The organism is Kluyvera sichuanensis (assembly GCF_014218705.1).
Classification (GTDB): Bacteria; Pseudomonadota; Gammaproteobacteria; order Enterobacterales; family Enterobacteriaceae; genus Kluyvera; species Kluyvera sichuanensis.
Genome location: NZ_JABBJF010000009.1, coordinates 63,775 through 87,859 on the forward strand (window position 1 = coordinate 63,775; position 24,085 = coordinate 87,859).

A 24,085-nucleotide genomic window follows, 5' to 3' on the forward strand; every position below is an offset into this window, starting at 1 on the left:
GTTCAAGTCTTGAGCGGACTACTCGAAGAAGACGGTTATCTTGTTGAACATCGATGGGTCGGACTGGTTGCGGGTCACTTTCACCACGTCTTCCAGCTTGTCTATCTGGCTAATCATCTGCTCGAGTCGCTGATCGTCGTTGACCAATAGCCAGATGCGGCTCTTATCGCTGTCATGGATAGGTAGACAGAGAATGCCTTCCACGTTGAAGGCGCGGCGGGCAAAGAGCCCGCAGACGTGAGTCATTACGCCCGGATGGTTGCGCACGGTGAGTTCCAGAATAACGTTGTCACGAGTCTGTTGTTGCATGGCTTATTCCCCCACCATTTCGGTATTTGCCGCACCCGGCGGCACCATCGGATACACTTTTTCTTCGGCGTCGATGCGCACGTGAATCAGCGCTGGGCCCGGACGATTGATAATCGCCTGCAGCGCCGCCTGCGGGTCAGCTTCATTGTTCAAATCGCAGGTTTCCAGACCGAAACCGGCGGCAATCTGCATAAAGTTAATCATGCCTGGGTAGGTGGCAGCAAAGACACCCTGTTTGTAGAACAGGCTCTGCTGCTGATGCACCAGCCCCAGTGCTTCGTTGTTCATCAGGATGATTTTCACATCCAGCTGGTTTTCCGCCACGGTGGCCATCTCCTGAATATTCATCATCAGGCTGCCGTCGCCGGAGAAGCACAGCACTTTTTTGTCCGGGTTCGCCAGCGCCGCACCGATAGCGGCAGGCAGGCCAAAGCCCATGGTGCCGAGGCCGCCGGAGGTCAGCCACTGGCGAGGGCGGTTCAGCGGATAAGCCTGCGCCGTCCACATCTGGTGTTGGCCAACGTCGGTGGTGATAATCGCACTGTCGTCCACGCAGGCGGCAACGGCGTTGATCAGGCCATAATGGCTGAGCGGGTCGCCCGCTTCAGGAATGGCGCCCGGGAACTCTTGTTGCAGTTCGGCCACTTTACCGCGCCACGCATCGCGCGGCTGCGCGTCAATTTGCGGCAGCATCTGGGCCAGCACGTCGTCCACATCCGCCTGAATCGCCACGTGAGCCTGTTTGATTTTACCCAGCTCGGCGCGGTCGATATCGACGTGGATAATCTTGGCGTTCGGGCAGAACTCCGCCACTTTACCGGTCGCCCGATCATCAAAACGCGCACCTAAAACTACCAGTAAATCAGACTGTTGCAGAATGAAGTTGGTGCTGCGCGCGCCGTGCATACCCAGCATACCTAATGACAGCGGGTGCGCTTTCGGCAGCATGCCCAGCGCCATCAGGGTCATGGTGGTCGGCAAGTTGGCTTTTTCCGCCAGTTCGCGCACGCGGTCCGGGGCATTGATCACGCCGCCGCCCAGATAGAGCACCGGACGCTGCGCCGCGTTGATCATCGCCGCCGCTTCGCTCACGCTCTCAGCGCTGAATTCTGGCGTTGCCGCACGGTCGCCGGGTTCCGGCAGTTCACTGATGTCGATTTCCGCAGTCTGAACGTCCTTAGGAATGTCTATCCACACCGGGCCTGGGCGGCCAGACTGGGCAATCCGGAAAGCATCAGCAATAACCTGCGGTAATTCATTGATGTTACGGACTAAATAGTTGTGCTTAGTGATGGGGATAGAGATGCCGTAGGTGTCGACTTCCTGGAACGCGTCGGTGCCGATTAACGAGGAGGCTACCTGGCCGGTGATACACACCAGCGGAATAGAGTCGAGGCGCGCATCGGCGATGGCGGTCACCAGGTTGGTCGCGCCCGGCCCGCTACAGGCCATGCACACCGCCGGTTTGCCGTGGGTACGCGCCATGCCCTGGGCGATAAAGCCCGCGCCCTGCTCGTGTCGCGCCAGAATATGGCGGATCTGCGTGCTCTGGCTTAAGGCGTCGTACAGCGGAAGCACCGTGCCGCCGGGGATGCCGGTCACCATGGTGATACCCTGACGTTCCAGTAAATGAACGATTAATTGCGCGCCGGTAAAACGCGTGGTCTGTGATGTTGTGCCCGAAATTGCCATGCTCCAGTCCTTTCAACTAGGCCGACTATCCGGAGGGGGCTAGAAACTAAAAACCCCGCCCGGTTTGCGCCGGCGGGGTTTGGAATCGTGTGTGTTCCTGACCCTACGGCGCATTGCCGACGACCACCACCACACGCACGACGACCACCGCGGCTGGTAGCGCGGTTTTTAGTAGGGTCGAAGTCAGCATTGATGGGGTCATTAAGGGTCTTCTCTCAATTCGTTTAGTGAATTTATACAAACACAGCTTTTTTCTGCTGACAATGGAAATATTTTCATCTGCGCAAAAATACAGCAAAGATCACATTATTGCGGTCAGGGAAATTATCCAGGCTGTCCCATCTTTCCCCTATTTCTGGCCTTGGTCACCGCCCGTCGGCTGTGTTAAATTTTGGTGAAATCTTCCTGAGCAACGCATTATCATGACGCTTTCTGTTTTCTGTATTTTGCTGTTTGCCGCACTTTTACACGCCAGTTGGAACGCCATCGTTAAGGCGGGAAACGACAAACTCTATTCGGCTATCGGCGTCACCGGCTCCGCCGCGCTCATCGCACTACTACTTTTGCCCTTTGCCCCTGCCCCCTCGGCGGCCAGCGTGCCATTTATGGTCGCCTCCACCGTCTTGCAGGTGATTTACACCGTACTGGTGGCGAAGACCTATCAGATTTCCGATATGAGCCAGACCTACCCGCTGATGCGCGGTACCGCGCCGCTGCTGGTCGCCATCATCAGCGTGCTGTTTCTGGGCGATCATCTTTCAACGCTGGCCTGGGGTGGCATTGCGGTCATCTGTACGGCGATCCTGGCGATGGCATTTAACAGCCGTTCCAGCTCGCAGCGTGGCGTGGTGCTGGCGCTGATGAACGCCGTGGTGATTGCCGGTTACACCCTGATCGACGGTACCGGCGTGCGCCTGTCGGAAACGGCGCTGGGCTATACGCTGTGGTCGTTTTTCCTTAACGGCTCCAGCCTGCTGTGCTGGGCGATGATCGCCCGCCGCCGCGAAGCATCGCGCTATCTGATTCAGCATTGGAAAAAAGGCGTGCTCGGCGGCATGGGGACGATGGGGTCCTACGGTCTGGCACTATGGGCGATGACCCAGGCACCGCTGGCGGTAGTGGCCGCGCTGCGTGAAAGCTCGATTCTGTTCGGCGCGCTGATTGCCTGGCTGCTGCTCAAAGAGCGGGTAGCCGGACTGCGGCTGGTGGCCGCTGGCGGCATCGCTGCGGGTGCCATACTGCTGCGCCTCTCCTGACTAAACTGGCAACTATTGTTGCCGTTTACGTGTATAAATCCTGCCTGCATCACACATTTCATTTACATGGCATGTGATTAAATCGTCACCTCATTGTGGTAGATTCCTCTCGCTTTTAGCGCAATTCCTGGACATTTATTCTTATAAACTCAATTTTTATAAAGTTATCAGCGAAATGAAAAGAGATAGAAACGTCAATATCCTGGTGATGCTGGTGTTGCTCGTCGCCGTCGGTCAGATGGCGCAAACCATTTATATTCCTGCAATTGCGCAGATGGCGAACGACCTCAACGTCCGCGAAGGGGCGGTGCAGAGCGTCATGGCGGCCTATCTGCTGACCTATGGCGTTTCGCAGCTGTTCTACGGCCCGCTCTCAGACCGCGTCGGGCGCCGTCCGGTGATCCTGGTCGGGATGTCGATTTTTATGCTGGCGACGCTGGTTGCCATCACCACTCACAGCCTGACGGTGCTGATTGTTGCTAGCGCCATGCAGGGGATGGGCACCGGCGTGGGCGGCGTGATGGCGCGTACGCTACCGCGTGACCTGTATGAGGGCAGCCAGCTTCGTCATGCCAACAGTCTGTTAAACATGGGTATTCTGGTCAGCCCGCTGCTGGCGCCGCTGATTGGCGGCGTGCTGGAGACGCTGATCAACTGGCGCGCCTGTTACGGTTTCCTACTGGTGCTCTGTGCAGGAGTCACCTTCAGCATGGCACGCTGGATGCCGGAAACGCGCCCAACCGGCGCACCGAAAACCCGGCTTATCAGCAACTACAAAACGCTGTTCGGTAACAGCGGCTTTAACTGCTATCTGCTGATGCTGATTGGCGGCCTGGCGGGTATCGCGGTATTTGAAGCCAGCTCCGGCGTGCTGATGGGCGGCGTGCTGGGCTTAAGCAGCCTGATGGTCAGTATCCTGTTTATTCTGCCGATTCCGGCGGCGTTCTTTGGCGCCTGGTTTGCCGGGCGGCCGAAAAAACGCTTCCCGACGCTAATGTGGCAGTCGGTGGTGTGCTGTCTGGCAGCGGGCGTGATGATGTGGATCCCCGGCCTGTTCGGCGTCATGAATATCTGGACGCTGCTGGTGCCTGCGGCGCTGTTCTTCTTCGGCGCGGGGATGCTGTTCCCACTGGCGACCAGCGGTGCGATGGAGCCCTTCCCGTTTCTTGCCGGTACCGCCGGGGCGCTGGTTGGCGGCCTGCAGAACATTGGTTCAGGCGTACTTGCCTGGCTGTCGGCAATGATGCCGCAAACCGGACAGGGCAGCATCGGGCTACTGATGACGCTGATGGGGCTGCTGATTTTCCTCTGCTGGCTGCCGCTCGCGTCACGCTTTGCCCGCCATCAGCAAACGATGGTGTAACGTCTCCGATTAACGCCCGTTAAGAACCCTAACGGGCGTTAATAATTCAGAGTAATAATATTTTGGCAAAACACCAAAACTAATAAATAAAAATAATACAATCACCCCACCCATTGAATTCACGCAGTTAATTAAAATACACGCGAAATAAATTTGACGTATATTTATTTTCTATACTAAAAAACAAATCATACACAAACCATCATATCAGCCGTATTTCAATAGCATTCACCTATCAATTTTGTCATTAAAAAAATTAAAAACAGCTATACAATAACCACTCAGGTATTTAATCTTATTTCCGAATCAAAAATAACTAGACCGTTTTACAAAATGGTATCTATAAGCACGACGTATATCTTGCTTAATCTTTTTCTTAATACCACTACGTACAATGAGTTAAATACCCAACAAACGAATGATAAAACGTTTGAATAATAGGGTTTCTTTACAGCTTTATTGAAATAAGCATTCGTTTCTATGATGCCTAACTAAATAATATTACTCTGGTGATTTTTATGGAAAAACCAGAGGAGTATATGCAGGGAAGTAACCTGGTTACTTCAACAAAATGAAGAAACAATTTTATCTAAAAGGATTAGATATGAAAAAACTCACTCTGGTTAGCTGCGTTGCTGCGGCATTATTCTGCTCAAGCGCCATGGCCGCTGATGATGTTACTGCGTCCTCAACAGCGACCTGGGATGCGTCAGCAACTAAAGACACCACCAGCGCGCTGGTTGTTACCCCGCTGAAATCTCTGAGCTTCCAGTATGCTGAAGGTATCAAAGCGTTCAACTCACAGAATGGCGCTTTCGACATCACGATTAAAGGGCAGTCAGGGGCAACGGATTTCAAACTGACTTCTCAGATTGTCACCAATACCCTCTCCCGCGCCACTGACACCTCCACTCTGGCGGTTGGCGTTCAGTGGAATGGCCAGGCGCTGAGCAACGCTACGCCGGTGACCCTGGTTGACACCGCAAACAATGTCTCTTCAGGCCTGGATGCATTGTCCGTCAGTTCAGCCTATGCGGGTTCAGACCGTACCTCCACCCAGGGGACCTTTACCTTCACGATTGACTCTGCAACCAGCGATGGTTCCACCGATGCTCAGTTTGAAGATCTGGCAGACGGCTACTGGAGCGGTGATGTAAAAGTCCAGTTCAACGCTACGTGGGTAACGGCATAATCCCCCTGCTTACGATGAACCGGTAACGAAAGGCAAGGAGGTCGCATGGATGACCTCCTTATTTAAGTAAGGATACTTTAATGAAAACAAAACGTTTGTTTGCCTTCTTATTTCCACTACTCACATCGTTCCCTGCGCTGGCGATTGGCGTCGGTGATGTCACATCAATTATGTCGCCAGACGAAACGCATCTGGCAAAAGAAATATTTAATAACACCGATAGCGCGCGCTTTGTGAACGTGCGTATTGAACGTCTATCGTCGCCAATGGAGGGCGGAGTTATTATTCCAATGGAAAGCAAATCAGAACTGCTTTCAACGCCTGCAAATTTAATCCTGCCGGGGCAATCAAAAGAATACTTCCGTTTTATCTACGATGGCCCGTCTGACGATAAAGAGCGCTACTACCGTCTTTCATGGTCCGATGAACCGATTGCAGAATATGAATCAACTAAAAAAAGTAAACTCGGTCAGGCTACAACCTCGGCAATTATAGGTACTATTTTGGTCGTAGCTCCACGTAAAGAGCATTTTGATTTTAAACGTGAGGGCGACACGGTCACCAATACCGGCAATGCCTCGTTCCGCGTCATCTCCTATGGCCCATGCCGTGATAAATCACAGGATCAGGGAAAAGGTTGTCGTGAACGCTATTATTTGATGCCGAACGTCAGCGTAAAAATTAAGCATACCGATCTTAGTAGTAAAAGGACCCACGTAGGAATATGGCATGGTGAAAAGCTTATTACCGCAAACGCAGGGTAAATATAAGCCATGGGCCAATCAATATATCTAAGAGGGCTAATATTAATTGAGTTACTTTACTCTGTTAATAGCTATGCCGAATCTCTTCAAGTGAACAACTACGTTGTCCCAGCCGCATTTGCTAATGCATTGCAGCAGGGGATGACTGTCCCGGTATTTATTCGTTACGACGGAGATAATAGTTTGTCTCGTAGTCGACAGAAAATCGCCGACGCGGTGATTGTGGCACAAAAAGGCAGCCTTCTTGTTAATCAAATTGAGCTTAATGAGATGCCGAATAAAACAGAACTCTCGCCACAGATAAAAGAATTACTCGGTAAGGTACATTCAGCCCCGCTTAGCGAGAATAATAAAATCGTTCTCAATGAAAACGCATCGTTATCCCTGGATACACGATCGTTTTACCTTGAGTTGATGGTAAATAAGCAGGCGCTATCGGCGGCAATTATACCACGCACCAATACCTTAAGCGCTTCGACGGTAGAGCATCTGTCAAATATTCTGAATTATACGATGGGGACCTATTACAACAAATATGGGAACGGGGATAATACCAGTAACTATTTCACCCTTGATAACACCACGTCGATACGCGAGCACCACTTTAACCTGAATGGGACGGTTTACGGGCTTGGTACCGTCAACAGCGACAGTCAGCTGTACCGTGCCATGTATGAACGCGATTACCAGGGCCACCGCGTCGCCGTGGGGATGGTTGACACCTGGAATTTACAATCAATCGCCAGCATGAGCGCCCTTAACTCCAGTCGCATTTACGGCGCCAGCGTGGGTAACAAAAGTAGCACCCAGATTGAAAATACCTCGCTCACCCTGGTTCCGATTACCGTATTTCTGCCCGCTGCAGGGGAAGTTCACGTGCTTCGCAACGGAAAACTCCTGAGCATTCAAAACTTCTCGATGGGGAGTTATGAGATTGATACCTCCACGCTGCCGTTTGGCATCTATACCGTCGATTTGCAGATTGTCGTCAATGGTAAAGTGGTTAATAGCCGTACCGCCCAGATAAATAAGACCTTCTCCCGTAAATCCAGCGCAACCGGCAATCTCGCCTGGCAAATCTTTAGCGGTATGCTGGAGTACAATCGAATGGACTACCGTAATCATCAAAATATTGATTACGGGAAGAAGAATACCTGGATCGCGGGTGTAGCCGCAGAAACGTCACTGCCGCTGCTATCCGGCGTTACGTTCAAATCCACCCTGTATGGCTTTGATAACAACGGCGTGGCCGAAGTTGAAGCCGACGTTGTTCTGAATAACAACCTCACGCTGAATCAACAGACGCTGGTGGCGACCGACCGCAGCAGACAAAGCACCACATCATTGAATTTATCAATCCCCGGCGGGTTCGGGAATATCTGGCTTGCGCGTCAGGCGAGCCATATTGGCGACAGACTGCCAATGCAAAGCAGCCATTATATCTCGTTAGGGGCATCGGCTAACCTGAGTCATTTTTCACCCTGGTTAGGCAACATTTCCGTCAGCCGGACGCATGACAAATACGAAGGAAATAAATACACCAACGTTGATTATAGCCAGACGCTGTTTACCAATCGCTGGGTAACCGTTGCGTTACGTGCAGGGGTTCAGCGCTATTACTACGACGACCGAAATAGTGTCAATGATAAATACATCAACCTTGATTTCTCATTGCCATTATCCTCCTGGTTGAGCGCGGGCGTGTCCAGCGAAAGCGGTAATTTACTCGCCAATGCCACGGTACGTAAAAGCTTCGACGACAGCGCGATTACCCAGGTTGGTGCATCGATATCCAAACGGCTTAAATCCAGCGAAGGCGGTTATGACAGTTACCAATCAGATGATCTCTCGGGTAACGGTTATGTCTCCTATGACACGAAATACAATGCCGGAACCCTGTCCGTTTCAAGCGCATCAGGCGGCAGCACCAACTATAACCTGAGCTCCCACGGCAGCATCGCGTGGACGAAAGATAGCTTTAATCTGGGCAAAGAAATTCAAAGCTCAGGCGTGGTGATTAATACCAACTTTAGCGAAAGCGGGAAAATGCTCGCCCAGATCAACGGCCGTAATTATCCGCTGACCGGGAAGAGTAACTTTATCGGCCTGGCGCCGTATGCGGAATATCAGGTGGAGTTAATGAACGATAAAGCCGCTGAAGATAGCGTTGATATCGTCAGCGGTCGCCGTAACAAACTTGTGCTTTATCCCGGTAACGTCGGCGTGCTGAATCCAGAGGTGAAGCAACTCGTCACCGTATTTGGCCGCATGCGTAAGCCAGACGGCACGGCGTATGCCAACACCGATGTGCACAACCACATTGGTAAAACGCGCACCGACAAACAGGGCGAATTCGCCATGGATGTTGATAAACGCTACCCCATTATTACGCTGATTGACGCCCGTGGCGGCGTTTGTGAAGCGGATTTGGATCTGCAAAAAGCGCGCGGTGCCGTCTGGGTGGGCGATATTCAATGCGCAACGCAAGCACTCACGGCTTCACGTACAGGAGAACAAGACGATGTCTACTAATTACTGGAAATATGCCGTGGCGATGGCGTTCGGCCTGGTGTTCACCTCTCCTGCACAGGCTGCCACAAAAGGAAACAGCGGTTCCGGGTCAAACTCCTTTTTATTTATCGAAAACAACGTCGATAACGAATATTTCGTCACGCCGAACGCGCTGGACCCACGTTTTAGCGGCGCGAATATGTGGACTCGTTATTCCACCGCTCAGGTGAGTCTGGGGTATATGGGTTACATAGGCTGGGTCTCACCCAATACATATACCGATATGTGGATTGAAAATTCGTCGATTTCCCGTCCTTTTCAGGGCCTTCGCTGTATGACCAGCGGGAATACCTGTCCATCTTCAGGGTATATCGCGGGTGAAATCATTGACGATAATGGTTTTTATCATACCAAGGCAGGCAACTCTATTTACAACGGTGACTATGGTTTGGGTTCACTTAGCCCGGAAGCCTACGAATATTTCCGTAAACTTTCGGTTGGCTCCAGCGAAACCTTTAAACTTAACTGGTGCCACACCACCACGAACTACGATTACAGCGATGGCACCCGCTGTAAGGACGTGACGACCGGCGCGGTCGCCTGGTACGAATATAATTTCACGCTGAATAAGATAGCCCACCTTACCCTCAACAGCACTAACTCTATAGCTGAAATATGGATTGCCAGCGACGGCACCCCAAGCATTGCGCCAGGGTCAAATCTCTGCCAAATCACCAAAGTGAATAACGTCGACGGCGTGACCTGTAAAATGGTCTCTTATACCTACCAGCAAAGCGCGGCAGTCACTAACTATCTGGATATGGCGATGGTGCTTGACACTAACATGTTAGGCTTCACGCCAACGGCTAACTCAGATATCCGTTTCAGCGGCGACGGTAGTACCTGGTATAATTACACCACGCTGAACACCGACTTTAATAAAATTATCACCACCGGCGGTGATTCCATCTATCTCTTTCTTACCACCAGCTTTTTTAAGCAAGCGCTGGCAAAAGGCAACGATCTGACAAATAGAGATTCGCTATTTACGTTTAATTTCGAAAACGACCTGGTCGGCGAATCAGGTTATTACCAGTTTACGCCGTCAAACCGCATTACCATTGTGCCTAAAGAATATGGGATCAGCATCGTCTCGGCAGATGGTAGCTCGCACCCTACGCGTGAGGGAAAGATTGATAGCGATCAGCCAATTGAATTCGAATACACCATCACAACGTCGGCCTCACGCCAGGCGGACAGCATTAACGTGCAGGTAAAAGGTGATAGCGTACGTATCAGAGATGTCCCCTATTGCCTGTTTACCTCAGCGGATGAAAGCCTCAGCGTACCGATTCCCGCCTACTTGAGCTACACATCGTCGTCAGGCGCCACCGTAACCGCCCGTAATAGCTGTACAGAAAACCCCATTGATATCACCAACGCCAAATGGGTACAAACCGCCTGGAATGCGAATCTCGACGACAGCTACTTTTTTACCACCAACGTAAAACTGCTGTTTCCGATGAACGACTCACGGTCCCAGTTTACCGTTTCGGGGGAAGACTGGATGGGCACCGTCAGCGCGAGCGGGGAAATTGTGGCCACGGCAACCTGGATTGGCGTGAATTAACCGCGCTGACGATATGTTAAGGAGAGCAGCCATGGCTAAGCGTTTTCTCATTTTGGTACTGATGGCGGTTATCTGTACCCAACCGGCCCATGCGGTATGGTTTGACTCACTGGTGAATGACATACCGTCTGATAAAGAATTCGTCTCACGGCCCATCTATAACGATACCGACAGAACGAATCTCTACACCGTTTCGGCCTTTAAAATCGATAAGCCAGGTAAAGACGGAGAGCACCGCGTAAACGCTAACGAGCTTGAGCTCCTCTGGGCACCGCTGAAATTTTCGATTAGCTCGCACGGCACGGAATACTTCAAACTTTACTATCGTGGGCCAAAAGACGATGTCGAGCGTTACTATCGGGTCATTTTCAAAGAATCGCCGGTTCGAATGTTTCCGAAAAACGATACCGGCCATCACCTGCAGGTCTTACCCGTAACGTCGATGAGTACCTTTTTGATCGTTCGCCCTCGCAACATGCGCCTGAAGTACAGCGTTGATGAAAATCAGGGGGTTATTGAAAACAGCGGCAATACTTTTTTCAGGGTCATCATCCAGAAAGGGTGCGACGGCGACGATGAACACTCCAGGCAATTCTATATGCTGCCCGGTGAAAAATTTAAGGACGGTTCGGTGAATGCGAAGAATCGAAAGTTTATTGTCGCTAACAAGAAATATTTCCCGTTGGGAAACGCCTGCTTCAAACCATAATCGCCGCATGGTTAGCGCTCAGGCAACATGATTATCACGCCACATAACCCGCCGTTGTGGCGTCTCAGGTCAAAGCGTATTGCCGCGCATCACACTCCGCTCTCCTGCCACCACGATGGTTAAACGCCCCCGATATACTCCGGCTTATCTCGTATCCCTACGATAAACCGGAGAACACAATGCAACAGGCTGAAAAATCGGTCGGCCGCGGTGGTTTTACCCTACTCATCTGGGTACTGCTTCTGCTCCTCGGCTGCGTGCTGTTTTTCTTTTCGCTCGACCGGCAAATTGTTTCCATCCTCAAAACCACACTGATGCAGGAATTGGGGCTGGATAACAGCGACTATTCGGTGCTGATCAGCGCCTTTATGATCCCCTACACCTTCATGTATTTCTTCGTCGGCGGCATCGTCGACCGCTTCGGCAGCCGCTACGTGCTGTGCGCCCTGATGGTATTGATGTCGATTGCCACGCTGATTACCGGCCTGTCGCACTCGATGACCGGGCTTATCGTCGGGCGCGTCATGCTGGGGCTGGCGGAGTCCGGGATTGTGCCGGCGCTGACGCTGGCGGTCTTTACCTGGTTTCGCGCCGAGCAGCGTGCCTTTGCCTTCCAGCTCACCAATATTATCCAGTCTCTGGGGCTAATCCTTGCGCCGCCGTTTGTGGCCTGGGTGACCATTTCTACCGGCTGGCGCTCGGCATTCTTTATCCCGGCAGTAGCGGGCGTGGTGGTTGGGGTGATGTGGTATCTCTCCAGCCGTAAAACGCCGCCTGCCGCCGACGACACGGTGCAGGTGAGCGCCGTCAGCGTGCCGCTGGTTGAACGCTACAAGATGGTGCTGACCTCAAAACCTATCTGGGCGCTGCTGATTGCTCGCCTGCTCACCGACCCGTTCTGGTTTTTCTATCAGTACTGGCAGGTCGGCTTTATGCAGGAAAAAATCGGCCTGACGCTGGCTGAAGTCGGCAAGCTGATGTGGCTGCCGCCGCTGGTTGCCGTCTTTGGCGTGCTGGCAGTCTGCTGGGCCTCAGACCGTCTGGTGGCGCGCGGCATGGACGCCACCCGCGCTCGCTTAACCATTATCTGGTCCGTCACCTGTCTGGCACCGCTGGTGTTCCTGCTGCCATCCATCAGCAACGCCTACGCGGCGGTGGCTATCATGACGGTGATTAACTTTATGTGCACCGCCTGGCTCAGCATGGCTACCATCATGATGGGCGGGCTGGCGCCGCGCGTGGCCATCGCTACCGCTATCGGCGTGATGAGCGCGCTGGGCGGCGTGACCTCCATTATCTTTAACGGCTTTGTCGGCACCATCATCGACCACTTCGGTTACTCGATGCCGATATACGCTGGCGCGACGCTGCATCCGATCGGCGCGCTGGTGCTGGCCGCCTTCTTCCTGCGTCGTAAAAAATCTTTTGTTGCCCGTCCGGAGACCGTCTGATGACCGATATCGTTGTTGCGCCCGTGGCCCACGCCTGCGCAGATTTCACCGTGCTTTACTGTCTGATTAATCACGACAATCACCAGTTCGCCGCCTGGTATGATGCAGAACACCGCATCACCGTGGGCCAGCGCGAGCTGCCCGACGGCCCGTGGCAGACCTTTCAGCCGCAGGGGCTCTGGCTGCCGGAGCGCGAACGCTACTCGCATATTACCGAGTTTGATTCGCACAACTATCTGACGATGGCGGTAGATAGTGCCGGATACCTGCATCTTTCCGGCAATATGCACGTTGATCCGCTCATTTACTTCCGCAGCCGCACGCCGCTCGACGTCACCACTCTGGAGTGCGTTGCCGCGATGACCGGCCAACGTGAAGCACGGGCCACCTACCCGGTGTTCTTTAAAGACGTGCAGGGCCGCCTGCTGTTCCGCTATCGCGACGGCTGCAGCGGTAACGGCGATGACCTGTACAACATTTTCGACGCCGAGCGTCAGCAGTGGTCACGCCTGCTGGAGACGCCGCTGCTCAACGGCGAAGGGGCGCGCAACGGCTACGCCCGCCAGCCGCTGCTGGGGCCGGACGGCTACTGGCACATGGTGTGGATGTGGCGCGAAACGCCGCACTGCGAGACCAACAATAACCTCTCGTACGCGCGCAGCCGCGACCTTCAGCGCTGGGAAAAATCAGACGGCACGCCGCTCGCGCTGCCCATTGCCCGGCATCAGGGCGAGATTGTCGACGACGCGGGCATCGGCGGCGGGCTGATTAATATGGTGCAGGAGGTGGGCTTTGATAATCAGGCGCGCCCGGTGCTGATTTACCATCGTTATGATGACCGGGGGCTGTCGCAGGCCTGGCTGGCACGCCCGGATGGCACCGGACAGTGGCAGAAAACGCAGATTAGCCAATGGGATTTTCGCTGGGACTTTAACGGCGGCGGGTCGATCCCCCCGGACGTGACGCTCAGCGCACCGCGCGCGATTGGCAACGGTCAACTCGAGGTGGAATGGACCTCAGTCTGGGCCGGAAGCGGGGTGTGGATTATTGATGACCGGAAACTAACGGTGATAGATTCTCGACCGCTGGTTTCGCCGCTTCCAGAGGCGCTGCGTCAGCCACGGCAGGGCATTGCGCCACTGGCGGAAGTGCAGTTAATCCCCGCGCAAAACAGCGATTACCACCCGCAAAACCGCTATTGGCTACGCTGGGAGGCGCTGCCGATTTTCCGCGATGTGCCGCACGGTGAGAAAACGGCGGCAACGCTGCTGGAAGTGGTCGATATCGGAGCATAACGCCGACGGTGCTACGCCTGGCCGGGCTACTTGTAGATGAGTAGCCCGGCCAAGCAACGTAACGCCGGGAAATCGGGCCACATATCGCTTGTCATTCCTCACCGGTTTTCTGTTCAATAGAACCAACAGAACAACACGAGACCGGCTAATGCAACCTGCAACGTTAATCGCACAATTCCCGCTGCTGGCGGATCTTATCGCGCTGAAAGAGACCACCTGGTTTAACCCTGCCACCACCTCGCTTGCCGAGGGGCTTCCCTATGTTGGGCTAACAGCGCAAGACGTTGCCGATGCACACGATCGCCTTGCCCGCTTTGCGCCTTATCTGGCGCAGGCTTTCCCGGAAACCGCCGCGCAGGGTGGCATTATCGAATCCGATGTGGTGGCTATTCCGGCGATGCAGCGGCGGCTGACGCAGGAGTATCAACAGCCCATATTCGGCGAACTGCTGCTGAAAAAAGATAGCCATCTGCCTATTTCTGGCTCCATCAAAGCCCGTGGCGGTATTTATGAAGTGCTGGCCCATGCGGAAAAGCTGGCGCTTGCTGCTGGTCTTATCGCCATCACCGACGACTACAGTCGCCTGCTCACCCCGGAATGCCAGCAGTTCTTCAGCCAGTACAGCATTGCCGTCGGTTCAACCGGAAACCTCGGTCTTTCGATCGGCATCATCAGCGCCCGTCTCGGTTTCAGGGTCACGGTGCATATGTCCGCCGATGCCCGCGCCTGGAAAAAAGCGAAGCTACGCCGCCACGGCGTCACCGTGGTGGAGTACGCGGAGGATTACGGCGTCGCGGTGGAACAGGGGCGTAAAGCCGCCGAGGCAGACGCGAACTGCTTTTTCATCGACGACGAAAACTCCCGCACCCTGTTTCTCGGCTATGCGGTGGCCGGTGAGCGTCTGAAGGAACAGTTTGCCATGCAAGGGCGCGTGGTGGACGCCAATCATCCGCTGTTTGTCTATCTTCCCTGCGGCGTGGGCGGCGGTCCCGGTGGCGTAGCTTTCGGGCTGAAGTTAGCCTTTGGCGATCACGTTCACTGCCTGTTTGCCGAACCGACCCACTCACCGTGCATGCTGCTTGGCGTCTATACCGGGCTGCACGACGGCATTGCGGTGCAGGAACTGGGTATCGATAACGTCACCGCCGCCGACGGCCTGGCGGTCGGGCGCGCGTCTGGGTTTGTTGGCCGCGCAATGCAGCGCCTGCTCGACGGCGTGTACACCGTTGACGATCAGCGTTTGTACAATATGCTTGGCTGGCTGGCGCAGGAAGAAGCGATTAAGCTGGAACCCTCGGCACTCGCCGGAATGGCGGGGCCGCAGCGGGTTTGTGCATCGGCGGACTACCGCAAGCTGCAAGGATTAAGCGAAGTACAGCTCAACCATGCCACCCACCTGGTATGGGCCACCGGCGGCGGCATGGTGCCGGATGAGGAGATGGCACAGTATCTGGCGAAAGGCTGCTAGCGGCATTGATTCGGTGATACGCCAAACTGGCGACGAAAAGCACGAGAAAAGTAGCTAACGTCGCCAAATCCGCAACGAACTGCGATATCATTCACCGAATCATTGGTGAAGCGTAGCTGATAGTGGGACTGCAATAGCCGTACGCGCGTAAGATACTGCTGAGGAGACACGCCGGTGTAGTCGCTAAACCCGCGCTGTAGCGTACGCCGGGAAAGGCCAAACTCGTGGCACAACGCGTCAAGGTCGAGCGGCTGCTGCCACTGGCCGTTGAGGCGAATCAGCACCTGGCTGATGCGGTCTTCGCTGGAGTGAAAATCCTGGGTTTTGTAGCGCCACAGATTCAGGGTGTGCAACACTTCGAGAAAAATCATCTCTTTATGGCTTTCCGCCAGCAGCTTATCGCTGAATTCCGCTTCATTGTGGCTGGCGAGGCGCTCAAACACCCGCTGCATAATGCCCACGTCCACCTGCCAGACGTTGCTCTCGCCCTCCTGCGGCAGGAGGTAATCGATCTGTTTGATAAAGTTAAAGTTATCGCGCCCCAGATACAGCAGGTTCACCTGCTGTAAATCTTTCATCTCTTCAAACAGATGGTAATCCTGGCGGTTCAGGTAGCAGAGCGTTCCGCTGCTCAGCAGCCAGGGCTTTTCATTAATGACGTGGATGCCGCTGCCGTGCCCGACCAGAAACAGCTCGCAGTATTCATGGGTATGTTCATGGCTGATATTTTTTTCCGGGTGCCAGAAATGAAACACCACGCTTTCCAGCGGATGGTGAAAGTGGGTTTCCCGGGGCAGCACGAGCGACATAGACACTCCAGTTGCGTCATCACAGTGAAGAGATAGTGATACCAGAATACGCAGCGGAGACCTTGACCTGTTTGCCATCCGACAGACCCGTCTGGCAAACAGATAAAGCTTATTCAGCCTGACTTAACATCACCATCAATTCCATCGGCGAGCGTCGCTGTTTAAGGAGATCGCGCATCGCTTTCATGTGTGGTTCACTGTAGGTAAAGAAGCGGTGATATCCCTCGCAGAGCGCGTTCTTACCCTCAGAAAATGGGGGCTCAGGGCAGGTACCGTGACAGAAGCGCAACACAGAACACTCACCGCATGGGTTATCCGCATTGCTGGCTATCAGAGGGGAATAACCGCGCCAGATGGCGAGCGTGGATTCAAAAAGCTGAATCCGGATTGTGCTGATATCTTCCCGCACCCAGAGATCAAAAACGGCGCAGAGGAACGCGCCCCACTCTTCCGGCTGCACCGATCCCTCGCTGAGTTTGCCTGACGCATCCCTTTCTATCTGCGGAATTAATTGCACTGAAGTCGTTCCCGTTTGCCGAAGCTCGCGATACCAGTGCTGCGGCTGCAGGCAGTTTTGGCGGCTCACCATGCTACGCAGTGTCCCCTCTGACATCATCGTGCCATTGGGACTACAGCACGCGATGGCGGCTTCAATGTGACGTCCTGTCATGCAAAATCCTTTATGAAAATAACAAGCTGACGAATATGGGTAACAGCAAACAACAATGCGAGTGACAACACAGCGAGGGAGATCAAAAATTTATCACGTACCGCACGCGGTTGAGTAAAATCGCTCTGGGTGACGTCCATGACGTTCCGATTACGGGTGTACTGCCAGAGGATGATAGCGACGATAACCAGTACGCCAATTGACACCCAGAACAACCCACCGGCCTGATGCCAATTATGCTTTAGCGCCAGCGCCATCAGCGCGCCATAGCCAAGCAGTGTGCGAAACCAGGCAAGCGAAGTACGTTCCGGCTGCAGACCTGGGTCGGCCTCGCGGCGGGCCTTGCGGTTATCCACCATAGAACACCAGAATCATCACCACCGCCGCGACCAGCGCCAGAATCAGGCTAATAACCAGCAGACTACGGGTGTAGGGGAGATCCTCTTTCAGGCGCATCGCTTTTTCATTACGCAGCCAGCGCAGATAGCCATAAATCGCCAGCCCTCCCGCAAACAGGCACAGCATCAGCGCCAGCGTTTCACGAATCACCGGCGTGGCAAAATCCGGGGCCAGCTGATCGAGCCCAACGCCTGCCGCCAGGAAGCCCAGCGAGGTACGAATCCATGCCAGAAACGTACGTTCGTTAGCCAGAGAGAAGCGATAGTCTGGTGCTTCTCCCACGCGGGAAATTTTCATGACGGCTCCTTGTGCCAGCTAATGTGAGTAAGTTACCTCAATAGCTTACGTGCTCTCGCTGCTTTTTACATCAGTGTGCGCGGTCTCACATCCCAACACCTGAAAACAAAAATGCCCACAGAACAACGTTCTGTGGGCATGACGCGCTAAATCAGTACTTAGTTTAACGGTGGCCAGTAGTCTTTATTGGCCTCAATCAAATCATCCAGAATCGCTTTTGCCACGGAAGCGCTCGGTACCGTTTTCGACAACGTAATCGCCTGCCACAGTTTGTGGTATGAACGATGTTCCCAGGCATCGACGACCAGCTTTTCAACCGCAACCTGCTGGCTCATCATCCCTTTCTGGAAGTTTGGAATATCACCCACCGTCAGCGGTTCCGGGCCGTTATGGCCAACAAGGCATGGAATTTCAACCATCGCGTCGGCATCAAAATTATGGATGGCACCATTGTTCGGCACAATGAGCAGCATTCTCTCCTGAGTGTTAAAGGCAATGGCGGTAGCAAGGTCGACGATATAAGAAGCATGTTCGTCAATTTCCAGGTCGCCAGCCGAGGATTTACCCGCGGCAATAATCGCCCGGCATGCGCTGAACACATTCTTTTCACGATGATCCATCACTTCGTTGGCGCGTGTACGTTCCGGATTTGAGTGCGCTACAACATAGTCAGGGAACAGATAATATTTAAGATAAGTGTTCGGCATGGTGTCCGGATCCAGCGCCTGTACATCTTTCGCTTTGGCGAAAGTGTCGTTCCAACTGGCTTCCGTATGTGGGTCGTTTGATGGTGGCACATAACCATATTTCGCCACATATTCGCGTAATTTAGGCATCAAATCGTTCCCCTGAAGGTCTTCGATAGATGTCCACCAGCCAAAGTGGTTCAGCCCATAGTAGCGAACGCGCATCTGTTTACGATCTTTCAAACCGACAATCTGCGCCATCCGTCCTTCAATGCCGATAGGCATATCGCAGATATTGAGGATTTTGGCCTCCGGACGCAGGCGACGGGTCGCTTCCGCCACAATCGCTGCCGGATTGGAGTAGTTGAGCATCCAGGCATTTGGCGAGTATTTTTGCATGTAATCCACCAGCTCCAGCACACCGCCAATGGAGCGCATGCCGTACGCAATGCCGCCAGGCCCACAGGTTTCCTGACCCAGTACACCGTGGCGCAGCGGGATCTTCTCATCCTTTTCGCGCATCGGGTATTTCCCTACGCGAATATGCGCCATTACGAAATCGACGTCGGTAAAAGCGGCCTGCGGATCGGTGGTGTAGCTAAATTCAATCTCCGGCGCCTGCTCTTTAAGAATCACCTTACAGGCTTCTGCAATCGTCTCCTGACGCGCACCGTCGTTGTCGTAAAATTTCAGCGCTCGCAGTGGAAAACGATCCTGATTTGCCAGCAGCATCAAGACGATACCTGGGGTAAAAGTACTGCCGCCGCCTGCGATAACAACTGAGAATTTTTTCATGATACTGCCTCCGTCATGGTGGTTTGTTCGGTCTGTAGAGAATCTTTCATCAGGGTTTCAAGCTGGTCACGGACCTGTGGTACATGTAGGCCAACGATGACCTGAATGCCATTTCCGCGGCGCACCACACCGTGCGCACCCAGCGCTTTGAATACGTCATCACTTTGCGTTTTAGCCATATCGGTTAGCGCAATACGTAATCGGGTCGCACAATTGTTGATGCTTTCAATATTGGCGGCTCCGCCCAGTGCCTGGAGGATGCCTGCCGCCTGGCCTAATTTCGTGTCACTCGCGCCAGCCACTGAGGTTTTGCCACGTGCGGCCTGGTAGTCTGCTTTGCTATAGAGTTTTATTTCACTGTCTTCACGGCCCGGCGTTTTCAGATTGAAGCGCAGAATTAAAGCCCGGAAGACGACGAAGTAGAGGGCGGTAAAGCACACGCCGATGCCTATCTGGGTAAACATCACCGACGCATGGTTATGGAACATCGGGATCCAGTTCTGCGGGATAAACTGGTCAAGAAGACCGCCGCCAAAGTTCCCCACCACGCCGCACATGTACATTACGGTCGACATGGTGGCCGCCAGTACGGCGTGAATAGCGAACAGCAGTGGAGAGATAAACAGGAAGGTGAATTCGAGCGGTTCCGTGATCCCTACCAGCATGGCGGTCAGCGTGGCAGGAATCAGCAACCCCGCGACTTTTATGCGGTTTTCAGGCGCTGCGGTGAAGTAAAGCGCCAGCGCAATCCCGACGGAACCAAACACTTTTGAGTTACCGTGCAGCGCGAAGCCGCCTTCCGGGAACAGCGCTTTGAGCGATTCAGTACTTTGGCTGAATTCCTGGAGATGCTGAGCCCAATAAACCTGAATTCCACCTTCAACCGCCGCCGGGCCAAAAATAAAGGGACCATAGACGAAATGATGAAGGCCTGTTGGAATAAGAATGCGCTCAAGGAAGGTATAAACCCAGACACCCAAGGCACCGGCGCTGCGTAAAAATGCCTGCAGCGATTCAATGCCCATCTGGACTTTTGGCCAGCCTAAAAGCGTTAACCACGCACAGGGGATCATAGCGAGGAAAGCCACAATCACGACAAACGATGAGCCCTGGAAAATACCGAGGAACACCGGCAGTGGTTTATCAAAATAGCGGTTATGCAACGCGGTCACGACGCCCGAAATAACAATAGCGCCGATGATGCTGGTATCCAGCGTCTTAATCCCGGCAATCATCGTCAGGCCACTCCCCGCTACGGGGTCAGCGGAGAAGTCGACGCCAAAAAAGTGGCCCCAGGTCATGCCCATGGCATTGATGAAGTAGTTCCAGGTCAGGAAACTCACCAGTACGGCCAAACAAGCTCGCCCTTGCGCCTGTTTAGCAAGGCCAATAGGTAAACCAACGGCGAAAATGAGCGGCATGTTTCTGAATACCGTCCAACCGCCCTCTTCAATAATATGAACAATCTGAGCAAATAAACTATCGGGTGCGGTGAGCGCTTCACCCACAAACAGCGGATTACGCAACATAATGGCGATACCCACCACAATCCCCGCGAAAGGAAATAATAAAACTGGGGTAAACATGGCGCCGCCAAAGCGTTGTATTTGACTGAGCATTTAACAATCCTCACTTAACAACTCGTAGGGTAAGTGGCCTTATTAATGTTAATTTCCGGCCTGCTACGAGAATAGGAATTGCCCCGTCAGACAACATGCGGCGAGCGTGCGATTCGTGATCGCTTTCATGGTTTTAATTCACGCTATGTTGTCTAATTTTTAAGATAAAAATAGACATGTCATATAACTGAATTCTGTACCGTGATGAGGATTCTCATTATTCACCTGTAATTGATTACTTTTTAATAAGAAACGGCGGTTCAATAATCCTGCTGGGATAGGGAATAGAGGTCTATAAGTGATCTATAAATCTATTGCTGAAAGGCTGCGGCTGCGGCTCAATTCATCCGATTTCAACATTGGCAGCCCGATTCCTGGCGAGAAAGCGTTAGCGCAGGAGTTTGGCGTTGCGCGGATGACCATTCGAAAAGCGGTCGACCTGCTGGTCGAATGGGGCCTGGTGGTTCGCCGACAGGGCAGCGGCACCTATGTTGCTCATAAAGACATCCACCACGAAACCTCTAACCTGACGGGGCTGGCAGAGATATTGCGCAAGCAGGGTAAAGAAGTGATAAGCCACGTCCTGATTTTCGAGGTGATGCCCGCTCCGCCCGCCATTGCCAGCCAGCTTCGCATTCAAATCAATGAGCGGATCTACTTTTCCCGAAGGGTACGCTACGTTGATGGAAAGCCCCTGATGCTTGAAGACAGCTATATGCCGGTTAAGCTTTTTCGTAACCTGTCGCTGGTGCATCTGGAGGGGTCAAAGTTTGATTACATCGAGAAAGAGTGCGGCATAACGATAAGCGGCAACTATGAAAGCCTGGCACCGGTGCTGGCTGATAAGCAGTTGGCCCAGTCGATGAACGTACCCGAGCAAACACCGCTGCTGCGTATTACCTCCCTTTCCTACAGCGACAGCGGTGAGTTTCTTAATTATTCAGTGATGTTTCGTAACGCCAGCGAATACCAGGTGGATTACCACCTCAGGCGCATCCAAAACCCTAGCTCATCCCCCAGAACAGCACCGCCAGAAGCTGAGGCGTGATAATGCGTAGGAACATCACCAGCGGGTAGACGGTCGCGTAGGAGAGCGCCGCTGCGCCGCTGGTCGCATGCAGGTTATTGGCAAATGCCAGTGCCGGAGGGTCGGTCATTGAACCGGCCAGCATGCCGCACAGGGTCAGGTAGTTCATTTTCGCCAGCACGCGAGCCAGTATCCCCACGGTGAGCAGCGGAATGCCGGTAATCAGGATGCCGTAGCCAATCCAGCTGAGCCCTTCACCGTGCACCAGCGTATCTACAAAGCCTCCGCCGGATTTAAGCCCCACCACAGAAAGGAACAGCACAATCCCCAGTTCGCGCAGCGCCAGGTTCGCGCTCGGCGGCATAAACCAGTAGAGCTTACCGATGCTGCCGATACGGCCAAGGATCAGCGCCATAATCAGCGGCCCGCCCGCCAGGCCAAGCTTTAACGCCACCGGGAAGCCAGGGATAAACAGCGGGATGGAGCCGAGCAACACACCGAGACCAATACCGATAAACACCGGCAGCATCTGCACCTGCTGCAATTTCTGCTGGGCGTTGCCAAGATCGGAGGCCACGGCATCAATGGCCGCCGGACGCCCCACGAGGTTGAGGATATCGCCAAACTGCAGGCTGGCATTGCTGCTGGCGACCAGTTCAACCCCCGCACGGTTTAAGCGCGAAATCACTACGTCATAGCGCTGTTTATAGTGCAGATCGCGGATTTTTTTGCCGAGTACCTTCTCGTTGGTGACCACCACCCTTTCTACTTTCAGGTCCGTACCACGGGTGGAAAGCGATGTTTCAACCTCTTTACCAATCACCAACTGCGCGCTGCGCAGATCTGCTGGTTCACCGACCAGATGCAGCAGGTCACCGCTCTCAATAATGGTCGTTGGTGACGGCACCATCAATGTTTCACCCCGTTTAAGGCGCGAGCAGATAATTTTATCGCTGTTGATCACCGGCACATCCTGAATCGCCATATGGTTCAGGTTAGGGTTCTCAACGCGAATATTGATGGTCTGAAGATGAGAATGGCTGGAACCCGTCTGCTCATCGAAGCGCTGCGCCTCTTTGTCGACGTTAATGCGGAAGAACAGGCGTACCAGCCACATGGTAAGCAAAATGCCGCAGATACCAAACGGATAGGCCATCGCGTAGCTCATGCCCATCTGGTCCACGACGCTAAACGGTTCACCAAGATCGCGCAATATTTGCTGCCCGGCACCCAGCGCGGGCGTATTGGTCACCGCGCCGGAAAAAATGCCCAGCACGACAGGGAGCGGAATGGCGAAGATTTTATGCAGTAGCGTGGTGACCAGGCCGCCAAGAACCACAATCAGAATGGCAAAAAGATTCAGCCGCAGGCCCGAGACGCGCAGCGAGGCAAAAAAACCTGGCCCCACCTGAATGCCAATGGTGTAGACGAACAGAATCAGGCCGAATTCCTGGATAAAATGCAGCATCGGGCTGCTTAGCGTGATACCCGCCTGATCGACAAAGTGGCCGACGATAATCCCACCGAACAGCACGCCGCCAATGCCAAAGCCGATCCCCCGGATTTTGACGTTGCCAATCCACAGCCCGACCACCGCCACCAACGCCAGAACGCTTACCGTCAATGCTATATCACTCATCGTATTTTCCCTGTGAATAACATTATTAACATCAGGGATTATGGACGAAGGGTAAGGTGATTGTATGTAGTACGGCGCACAATAATGAGTTGATAAAATGGGGAGTTATGGCCTCTTATCGCCCCGCCATTTGAGAACAATTAAATGCCCACAAGACTTTCAAGCGGTATACCAAATTGTTTATGCAGGCGGCGAATCATCGGCAGTGTGAGAGTCCGTGTCCCTTTCAGAACTTCATAAACACGATTAGATTTGCCGATGGCAGGCTCCAAATCTTTGACCGTTAACCCTTGCTGCTCCATGCGAAACAGAATGGCTTCAATCGGTTCTGGTGGGTCAATAGGGTGATTTTTAGCTTCATACTCTTCAATAAGCAGGCACATCACTTCGAAATAGTCACCTTCCGGTGTATCAATGGCAGGTTCATTATCAAAGTAAGGCTCAACGGCCTTAAGCGCCGCTTTATAGTCTTGCTCTGTTTTAATAGGCTTAATAGTCATGTCG

22 protein-coding genes are annotated in these 24,085 nt (G+C 53.4%); 11 read left to right on the top strand and 11 right to left on the bottom strand.

Translation table 11 applies throughout. The features are described 5' to 3' along the window. Positions 1-18: 18 nt before the first annotated feature. The 3 genes from ilvN to ivbL form a co-directional block, all read right to left on the bottom strand. The gene (ilvN, locus tag HII27_RS12150) at positions 19-309 is read right to left on the bottom strand and encodes an acetolactate synthase small subunit (protein WP_185668125.1); all 291 of its coding nucleotides are present in this window, start codon (positions 307-309) and stop codon (positions 19-21) included. A 3-nt stretch (positions 310-312) separates the two neighbouring features. Beyond that, the gene (ilvB, locus tag HII27_RS12155; protein WP_185668126.1) at positions 313-2,001 is read right to left on the bottom strand and encodes an acetolactate synthase large subunit; all 1,689 of its coding nucleotides are present in this window, start codon (positions 1,999-2,001) and stop codon (positions 313-315) included. 103 nt (positions 2,002-2,104) lie between these two features. After that, positions 2,105-2,203, bottom strand: coding sequence for an ilvB operon leader peptide IvbL (gene ivbL, locus HII27_RS12160; protein ID WP_072011409.1), 99 nt, complete (start codon positions 2,201-2,203; stop codon positions 2,105-2,107). A gap of 220 nt (positions 2,204-2,423) precedes the next feature. On the opposite strand from ivbL, the gene HII27_RS12165 reads away from it, so the two are divergent. The 10 genes from HII27_RS12165 to dsdA all read left to right on the top strand — a co-directional run bounded on the left by HII27_RS12165 (position 2,424) and on the right by dsdA (position 15,640). Continuing rightward, entirely contained in the window at positions 2,424-3,257 is an 834-nt protein-coding gene (locus HII27_RS12165) for a DMT family transporter (RefSeq protein WP_185668127.1), read from the top strand. A gap of 175 nt (positions 3,258-3,432) precedes the next feature. Next, positions 3,433-4,620, top strand: a complete 1,188-nt coding sequence (gene emrD, locus HII27_RS12170) for a multidrug efflux MFS transporter EmrD (protein ID WP_185668128.1) — start codon at positions 3,433-3,435, stop codon at positions 4,618-4,620. A gap of 604 nt (positions 4,621-5,224) precedes the next feature. After that, entirely contained in the window at positions 5,225-5,812 is a 588-nt protein-coding gene (gene ecpA, locus HII27_RS12175; protein WP_185668129.1) for a common pilus major fimbrillin subunit EcpA, read from the top strand. A gap of 80 nt (positions 5,813-5,892) precedes the next feature. Then, the gene (locus HII27_RS12180) at positions 5,893-6,576 is read left to right on the top strand and encodes an EcpB family pilus assembly chaperone (RefSeq protein WP_185668130.1); all 684 of its coding nucleotides are present in this window, start codon (positions 5,893-5,895) and stop codon (positions 6,574-6,576) included. Positions 6,577-6,585: 9 nt separating this feature from the next. Further along, positions 6,586-9,108 carry a CS1-pili formation C-terminal domain-containing protein gene (locus HII27_RS12185; protein WP_185668131.1) on the top strand — a complete coding sequence of 841 codons (2,523 nt, stop codon included), beginning with the start codon at positions 6,586-6,588 and terminating at the stop codon, positions 9,106-9,108. Next, positions 9,098-10,717 (top strand): fimbrial protein, encoded by a 1,620-nt coding sequence (locus tag HII27_RS12190; RefSeq protein WP_223883208.1) that lies wholly within the window; start codon positions 9,098-9,100, stop codon positions 10,715-10,717. The genes HII27_RS12185 and HII27_RS12190 overlap by 11 nt, the downstream gene beginning before the upstream one ends. 31 nt (positions 10,718-10,748) lie before the next feature. After that, a complete protein-coding gene (locus HII27_RS12195) occupies positions 10,749-11,426 on the top strand; it encodes a fimbrial biogenesis chaperone (protein ID WP_185668132.1) in 678 nt (225 codons plus the stop codon). Between the two features lie 179 nt (positions 11,427-11,605). Continuing rightward, positions 11,606-12,877, top strand: coding sequence for an MFS transporter (locus tag HII27_RS12200; protein ID WP_185668133.1), 1,272 nt, complete (start codon positions 11,606-11,608; stop codon positions 12,875-12,877). Then, positions 12,877-14,172, top strand: coding sequence for a BNR repeat-containing protein (locus HII27_RS12205; protein WP_185668134.1), 1,296 nt, complete (start codon positions 12,877-12,879; stop codon positions 14,170-14,172). The genes HII27_RS12200 and HII27_RS12205 overlap by 1 nt, the downstream gene beginning before the upstream one ends. A 148-nt stretch (positions 14,173-14,320) precedes the next feature. Further along, on the top strand, positions 14,321-15,640 hold the full coding sequence (gene dsdA, locus HII27_RS12210; RefSeq protein ID WP_185668135.1) for a D-serine ammonia-lyase: 1,320 nt from the start codon (positions 14,321-14,323) through the stop codon (positions 15,638-15,640). Here the strand turns inward: dsdA and HII27_RS12215 are convergent. The 6 genes from HII27_RS12215 to HII27_RS12240 all read right to left on the bottom strand — a co-directional run bounded on the left by HII27_RS12215 (position 15,637) and on the right by HII27_RS12240 (position 20,915). Then, positions 15,637-16,449, bottom strand: a complete 813-nt coding sequence (locus HII27_RS12215) for a helix-turn-helix domain-containing protein (RefSeq protein WP_185668136.1) — start codon at positions 16,447-16,449, stop codon at positions 15,637-15,639. The genes dsdA and HII27_RS12215 overlap by 4 nt on opposite strands. A gap of 109 nt (positions 16,450-16,558) precedes the next feature. After that, the gene (locus HII27_RS12220; protein WP_223883209.1) at positions 16,559-17,119 is read right to left on the bottom strand and encodes a radical SAM protein; all 561 of its coding nucleotides are present in this window, start codon (positions 17,117-17,119) and stop codon (positions 16,559-16,561) included. Next, a complete protein-coding gene (locus HII27_RS12225) occupies positions 17,116-17,478 on the bottom strand; it encodes a DUF202 domain-containing protein (RefSeq protein ID WP_185668137.1) in 363 nt (120 codons plus the stop codon). The genes HII27_RS12220 and HII27_RS12225 overlap by 4 nt, the downstream gene beginning before the upstream one ends. Further along, positions 17,468-17,815, bottom strand: coding sequence for a YidH family protein (locus tag HII27_RS12230; protein ID WP_185668138.1), 348 nt, complete (start codon positions 17,813-17,815; stop codon positions 17,468-17,470). Before HII27_RS12230 ends, HII27_RS12225 begins: the two co-directional genes overlap by 11 nt. 158 nt (positions 17,816-17,973) lie before the next feature. Then, positions 17,974-19,296 carry a 6-phospho-alpha-glucosidase gene (locus HII27_RS12235; RefSeq protein WP_185668139.1) on the bottom strand — a complete coding sequence of 441 codons (1,323 nt, stop codon included), beginning with the start codon at positions 19,294-19,296 and terminating at the stop codon, positions 17,974-17,976. Next, complete coding sequence (locus tag HII27_RS12240; RefSeq protein WP_185668140.1) at positions 19,293-20,915, bottom strand: alpha-glucoside-specific PTS transporter subunit IIBC; 1,623 nt, start codon at positions 20,913-20,915, stop codon at positions 19,293-19,295. The genes HII27_RS12235 and HII27_RS12240 overlap by 4 nt, the downstream gene beginning before the upstream one ends. Positions 20,916-21,213: 298 nt before the next feature. Here HII27_RS12240 and HII27_RS12245 point away from each other — a divergent pair, with 298 nt between their 5' ends. Then, positions 21,214-21,963, top strand: coding sequence for a GntR family transcriptional regulator (locus HII27_RS12245; RefSeq protein WP_185668141.1), 750 nt, complete (start codon positions 21,214-21,216; stop codon positions 21,961-21,963). Here the strand turns inward: HII27_RS12245 and HII27_RS12250 are convergent. After that, the gene (locus HII27_RS12250; RefSeq protein ID WP_185668142.1) at positions 21,920-23,581 is read right to left on the bottom strand and encodes a putative transporter; all 1,662 of its coding nucleotides are present in this window, start codon (positions 23,579-23,581) and stop codon (positions 21,920-21,922) included. The genes HII27_RS12245 and HII27_RS12250 overlap by 44 nt on opposite strands. Positions 23,582-23,721: 140 nt before the next feature. Further along, complete coding sequence (locus HII27_RS12255) at positions 23,722-24,081, bottom strand: helix-turn-helix domain-containing protein (RefSeq protein WP_185668143.1); 360 nt, start codon at positions 24,079-24,081, stop codon at positions 23,722-23,724. Positions 24,082-24,085 lie beyond the last annotated feature (4 nt).

What these genes read in the sequence shown, in the direction of transcription:
- emrD (WP_185668128.1), top strand. Translation starts at nt 3,433, where the DNA reads ATGAAAAGAGATAGAAACGTCAATATCCTGGTGATGCTGGTGTTGCTC.
- ilvB (WP_185668126.1), bottom strand. Translation starts at nt 2,001, where the DNA reads ATGGCAATTTCGGGCACAACATCACAGACCACGCGTTTTACCGGCGCG.
- HII27_RS12225 (WP_185668137.1), bottom strand. Translation starts at nt 17,478, where the DNA reads ATGGTGGATAACCGCAAGGCCCGCCGCGAGGCCGACCCAGGTCTGCAG.
- HII27_RS12185 (WP_185668131.1), top strand. Translation starts at nt 6,586, where the DNA reads ATGGGCCAATCAATATATCTAAGAGGGCTAATATTAATTGAGTTACTT.
- ilvN (WP_185668125.1), bottom strand. Translation starts at nt 309, where the DNA reads ATGCAACAACAGACTCGTGACAACGTTATTCTGGAACTCACCGTGCGC.
- HII27_RS12235 (WP_185668139.1), bottom strand. Translation starts at nt 19,296, where the DNA reads ATGAAAAAATTCTCAGTTGTTATCGCAGGCGGCGGCAGTACTTTTACC.
- HII27_RS12215 (WP_185668136.1), bottom strand. Translation starts at nt 16,449, where the DNA reads ATGTCGCTCGTGCTGCCCCGGGAAACCCACTTTCACCATCCGCTGGAA.
- HII27_RS12250 (WP_185668142.1), bottom strand. Translation starts at nt 23,581, where the DNA reads ATGAGTGATATAGCATTGACGGTAAGCGTTCTGGCGTTGGTGGCGGTG.
- HII27_RS12205 (WP_185668134.1), top strand. Translation starts at nt 12,877, where the DNA reads ATGACCGATATCGTTGTTGCGCCCGTGGCCCACGCCTGCGCAGATTTC.
- ivbL (WP_072011409.1), bottom strand. Translation starts at nt 2,203, where the DNA reads ATGACCCCATCAATGCTGACTTCGACCCTACTAAAAACCGCGCTACCA.
- HII27_RS12195 (WP_185668132.1), top strand. Translation starts at nt 10,749, where the DNA reads ATGGCTAAGCGTTTTCTCATTTTGGTACTGATGGCGGTTATCTGTACC.
- dsdA (WP_185668135.1), top strand. Translation starts at nt 14,321, where the DNA reads ATGCAACCTGCAACGTTAATCGCACAATTCCCGCTGCTGGCGGATCTT.
- HII27_RS12255 (WP_185668143.1), bottom strand. Translation starts at nt 24,081, where the DNA reads ATGACTATTAAGCCTATTAAAACAGAGCAAGACTATAAAGCGGCGCTT.
- HII27_RS12200 (WP_185668133.1), top strand. Translation starts at nt 11,606, where the DNA reads ATGCAACAGGCTGAAAAATCGGTCGGCCGCGGTGGTTTTACCCTACTC.
- HII27_RS12230 (WP_185668138.1), bottom strand. Translation starts at nt 17,815, where the DNA reads ATGAAAATTTCCCGCGTGGGAGAAGCACCAGACTATCGCTTCTCTCTG.
- HII27_RS12220 (WP_223883209.1), bottom strand. Translation starts at nt 17,119, where the DNA reads ATGACAGGACGTCACATTGAAGCCGCCATCGCGTGCTGTAGTCCCAAT.
- HII27_RS12240 (WP_185668140.1), bottom strand. Translation starts at nt 20,915, where the DNA reads ATGCTCAGTCAAATACAACGCTTTGGCGGCGCCATGTTTACCCCAGTT.
- HII27_RS12190 (WP_223883208.1), top strand. Translation starts at nt 9,098, where the DNA reads ATGTCTACTAATTACTGGAAATATGCCGTGGCGATGGCGTTCGGCCTG.
- HII27_RS12165 (WP_185668127.1), top strand. Translation starts at nt 2,424, where the DNA reads ATGACGCTTTCTGTTTTCTGTATTTTGCTGTTTGCCGCACTTTTACAC.
- HII27_RS12180 (WP_185668130.1), top strand. Translation starts at nt 5,893, where the DNA reads ATGAAAACAAAACGTTTGTTTGCCTTCTTATTTCCACTACTCACATCG.
- ecpA (WP_185668129.1), top strand. Translation starts at nt 5,225, where the DNA reads ATGAAAAAACTCACTCTGGTTAGCTGCGTTGCTGCGGCATTATTCTGC.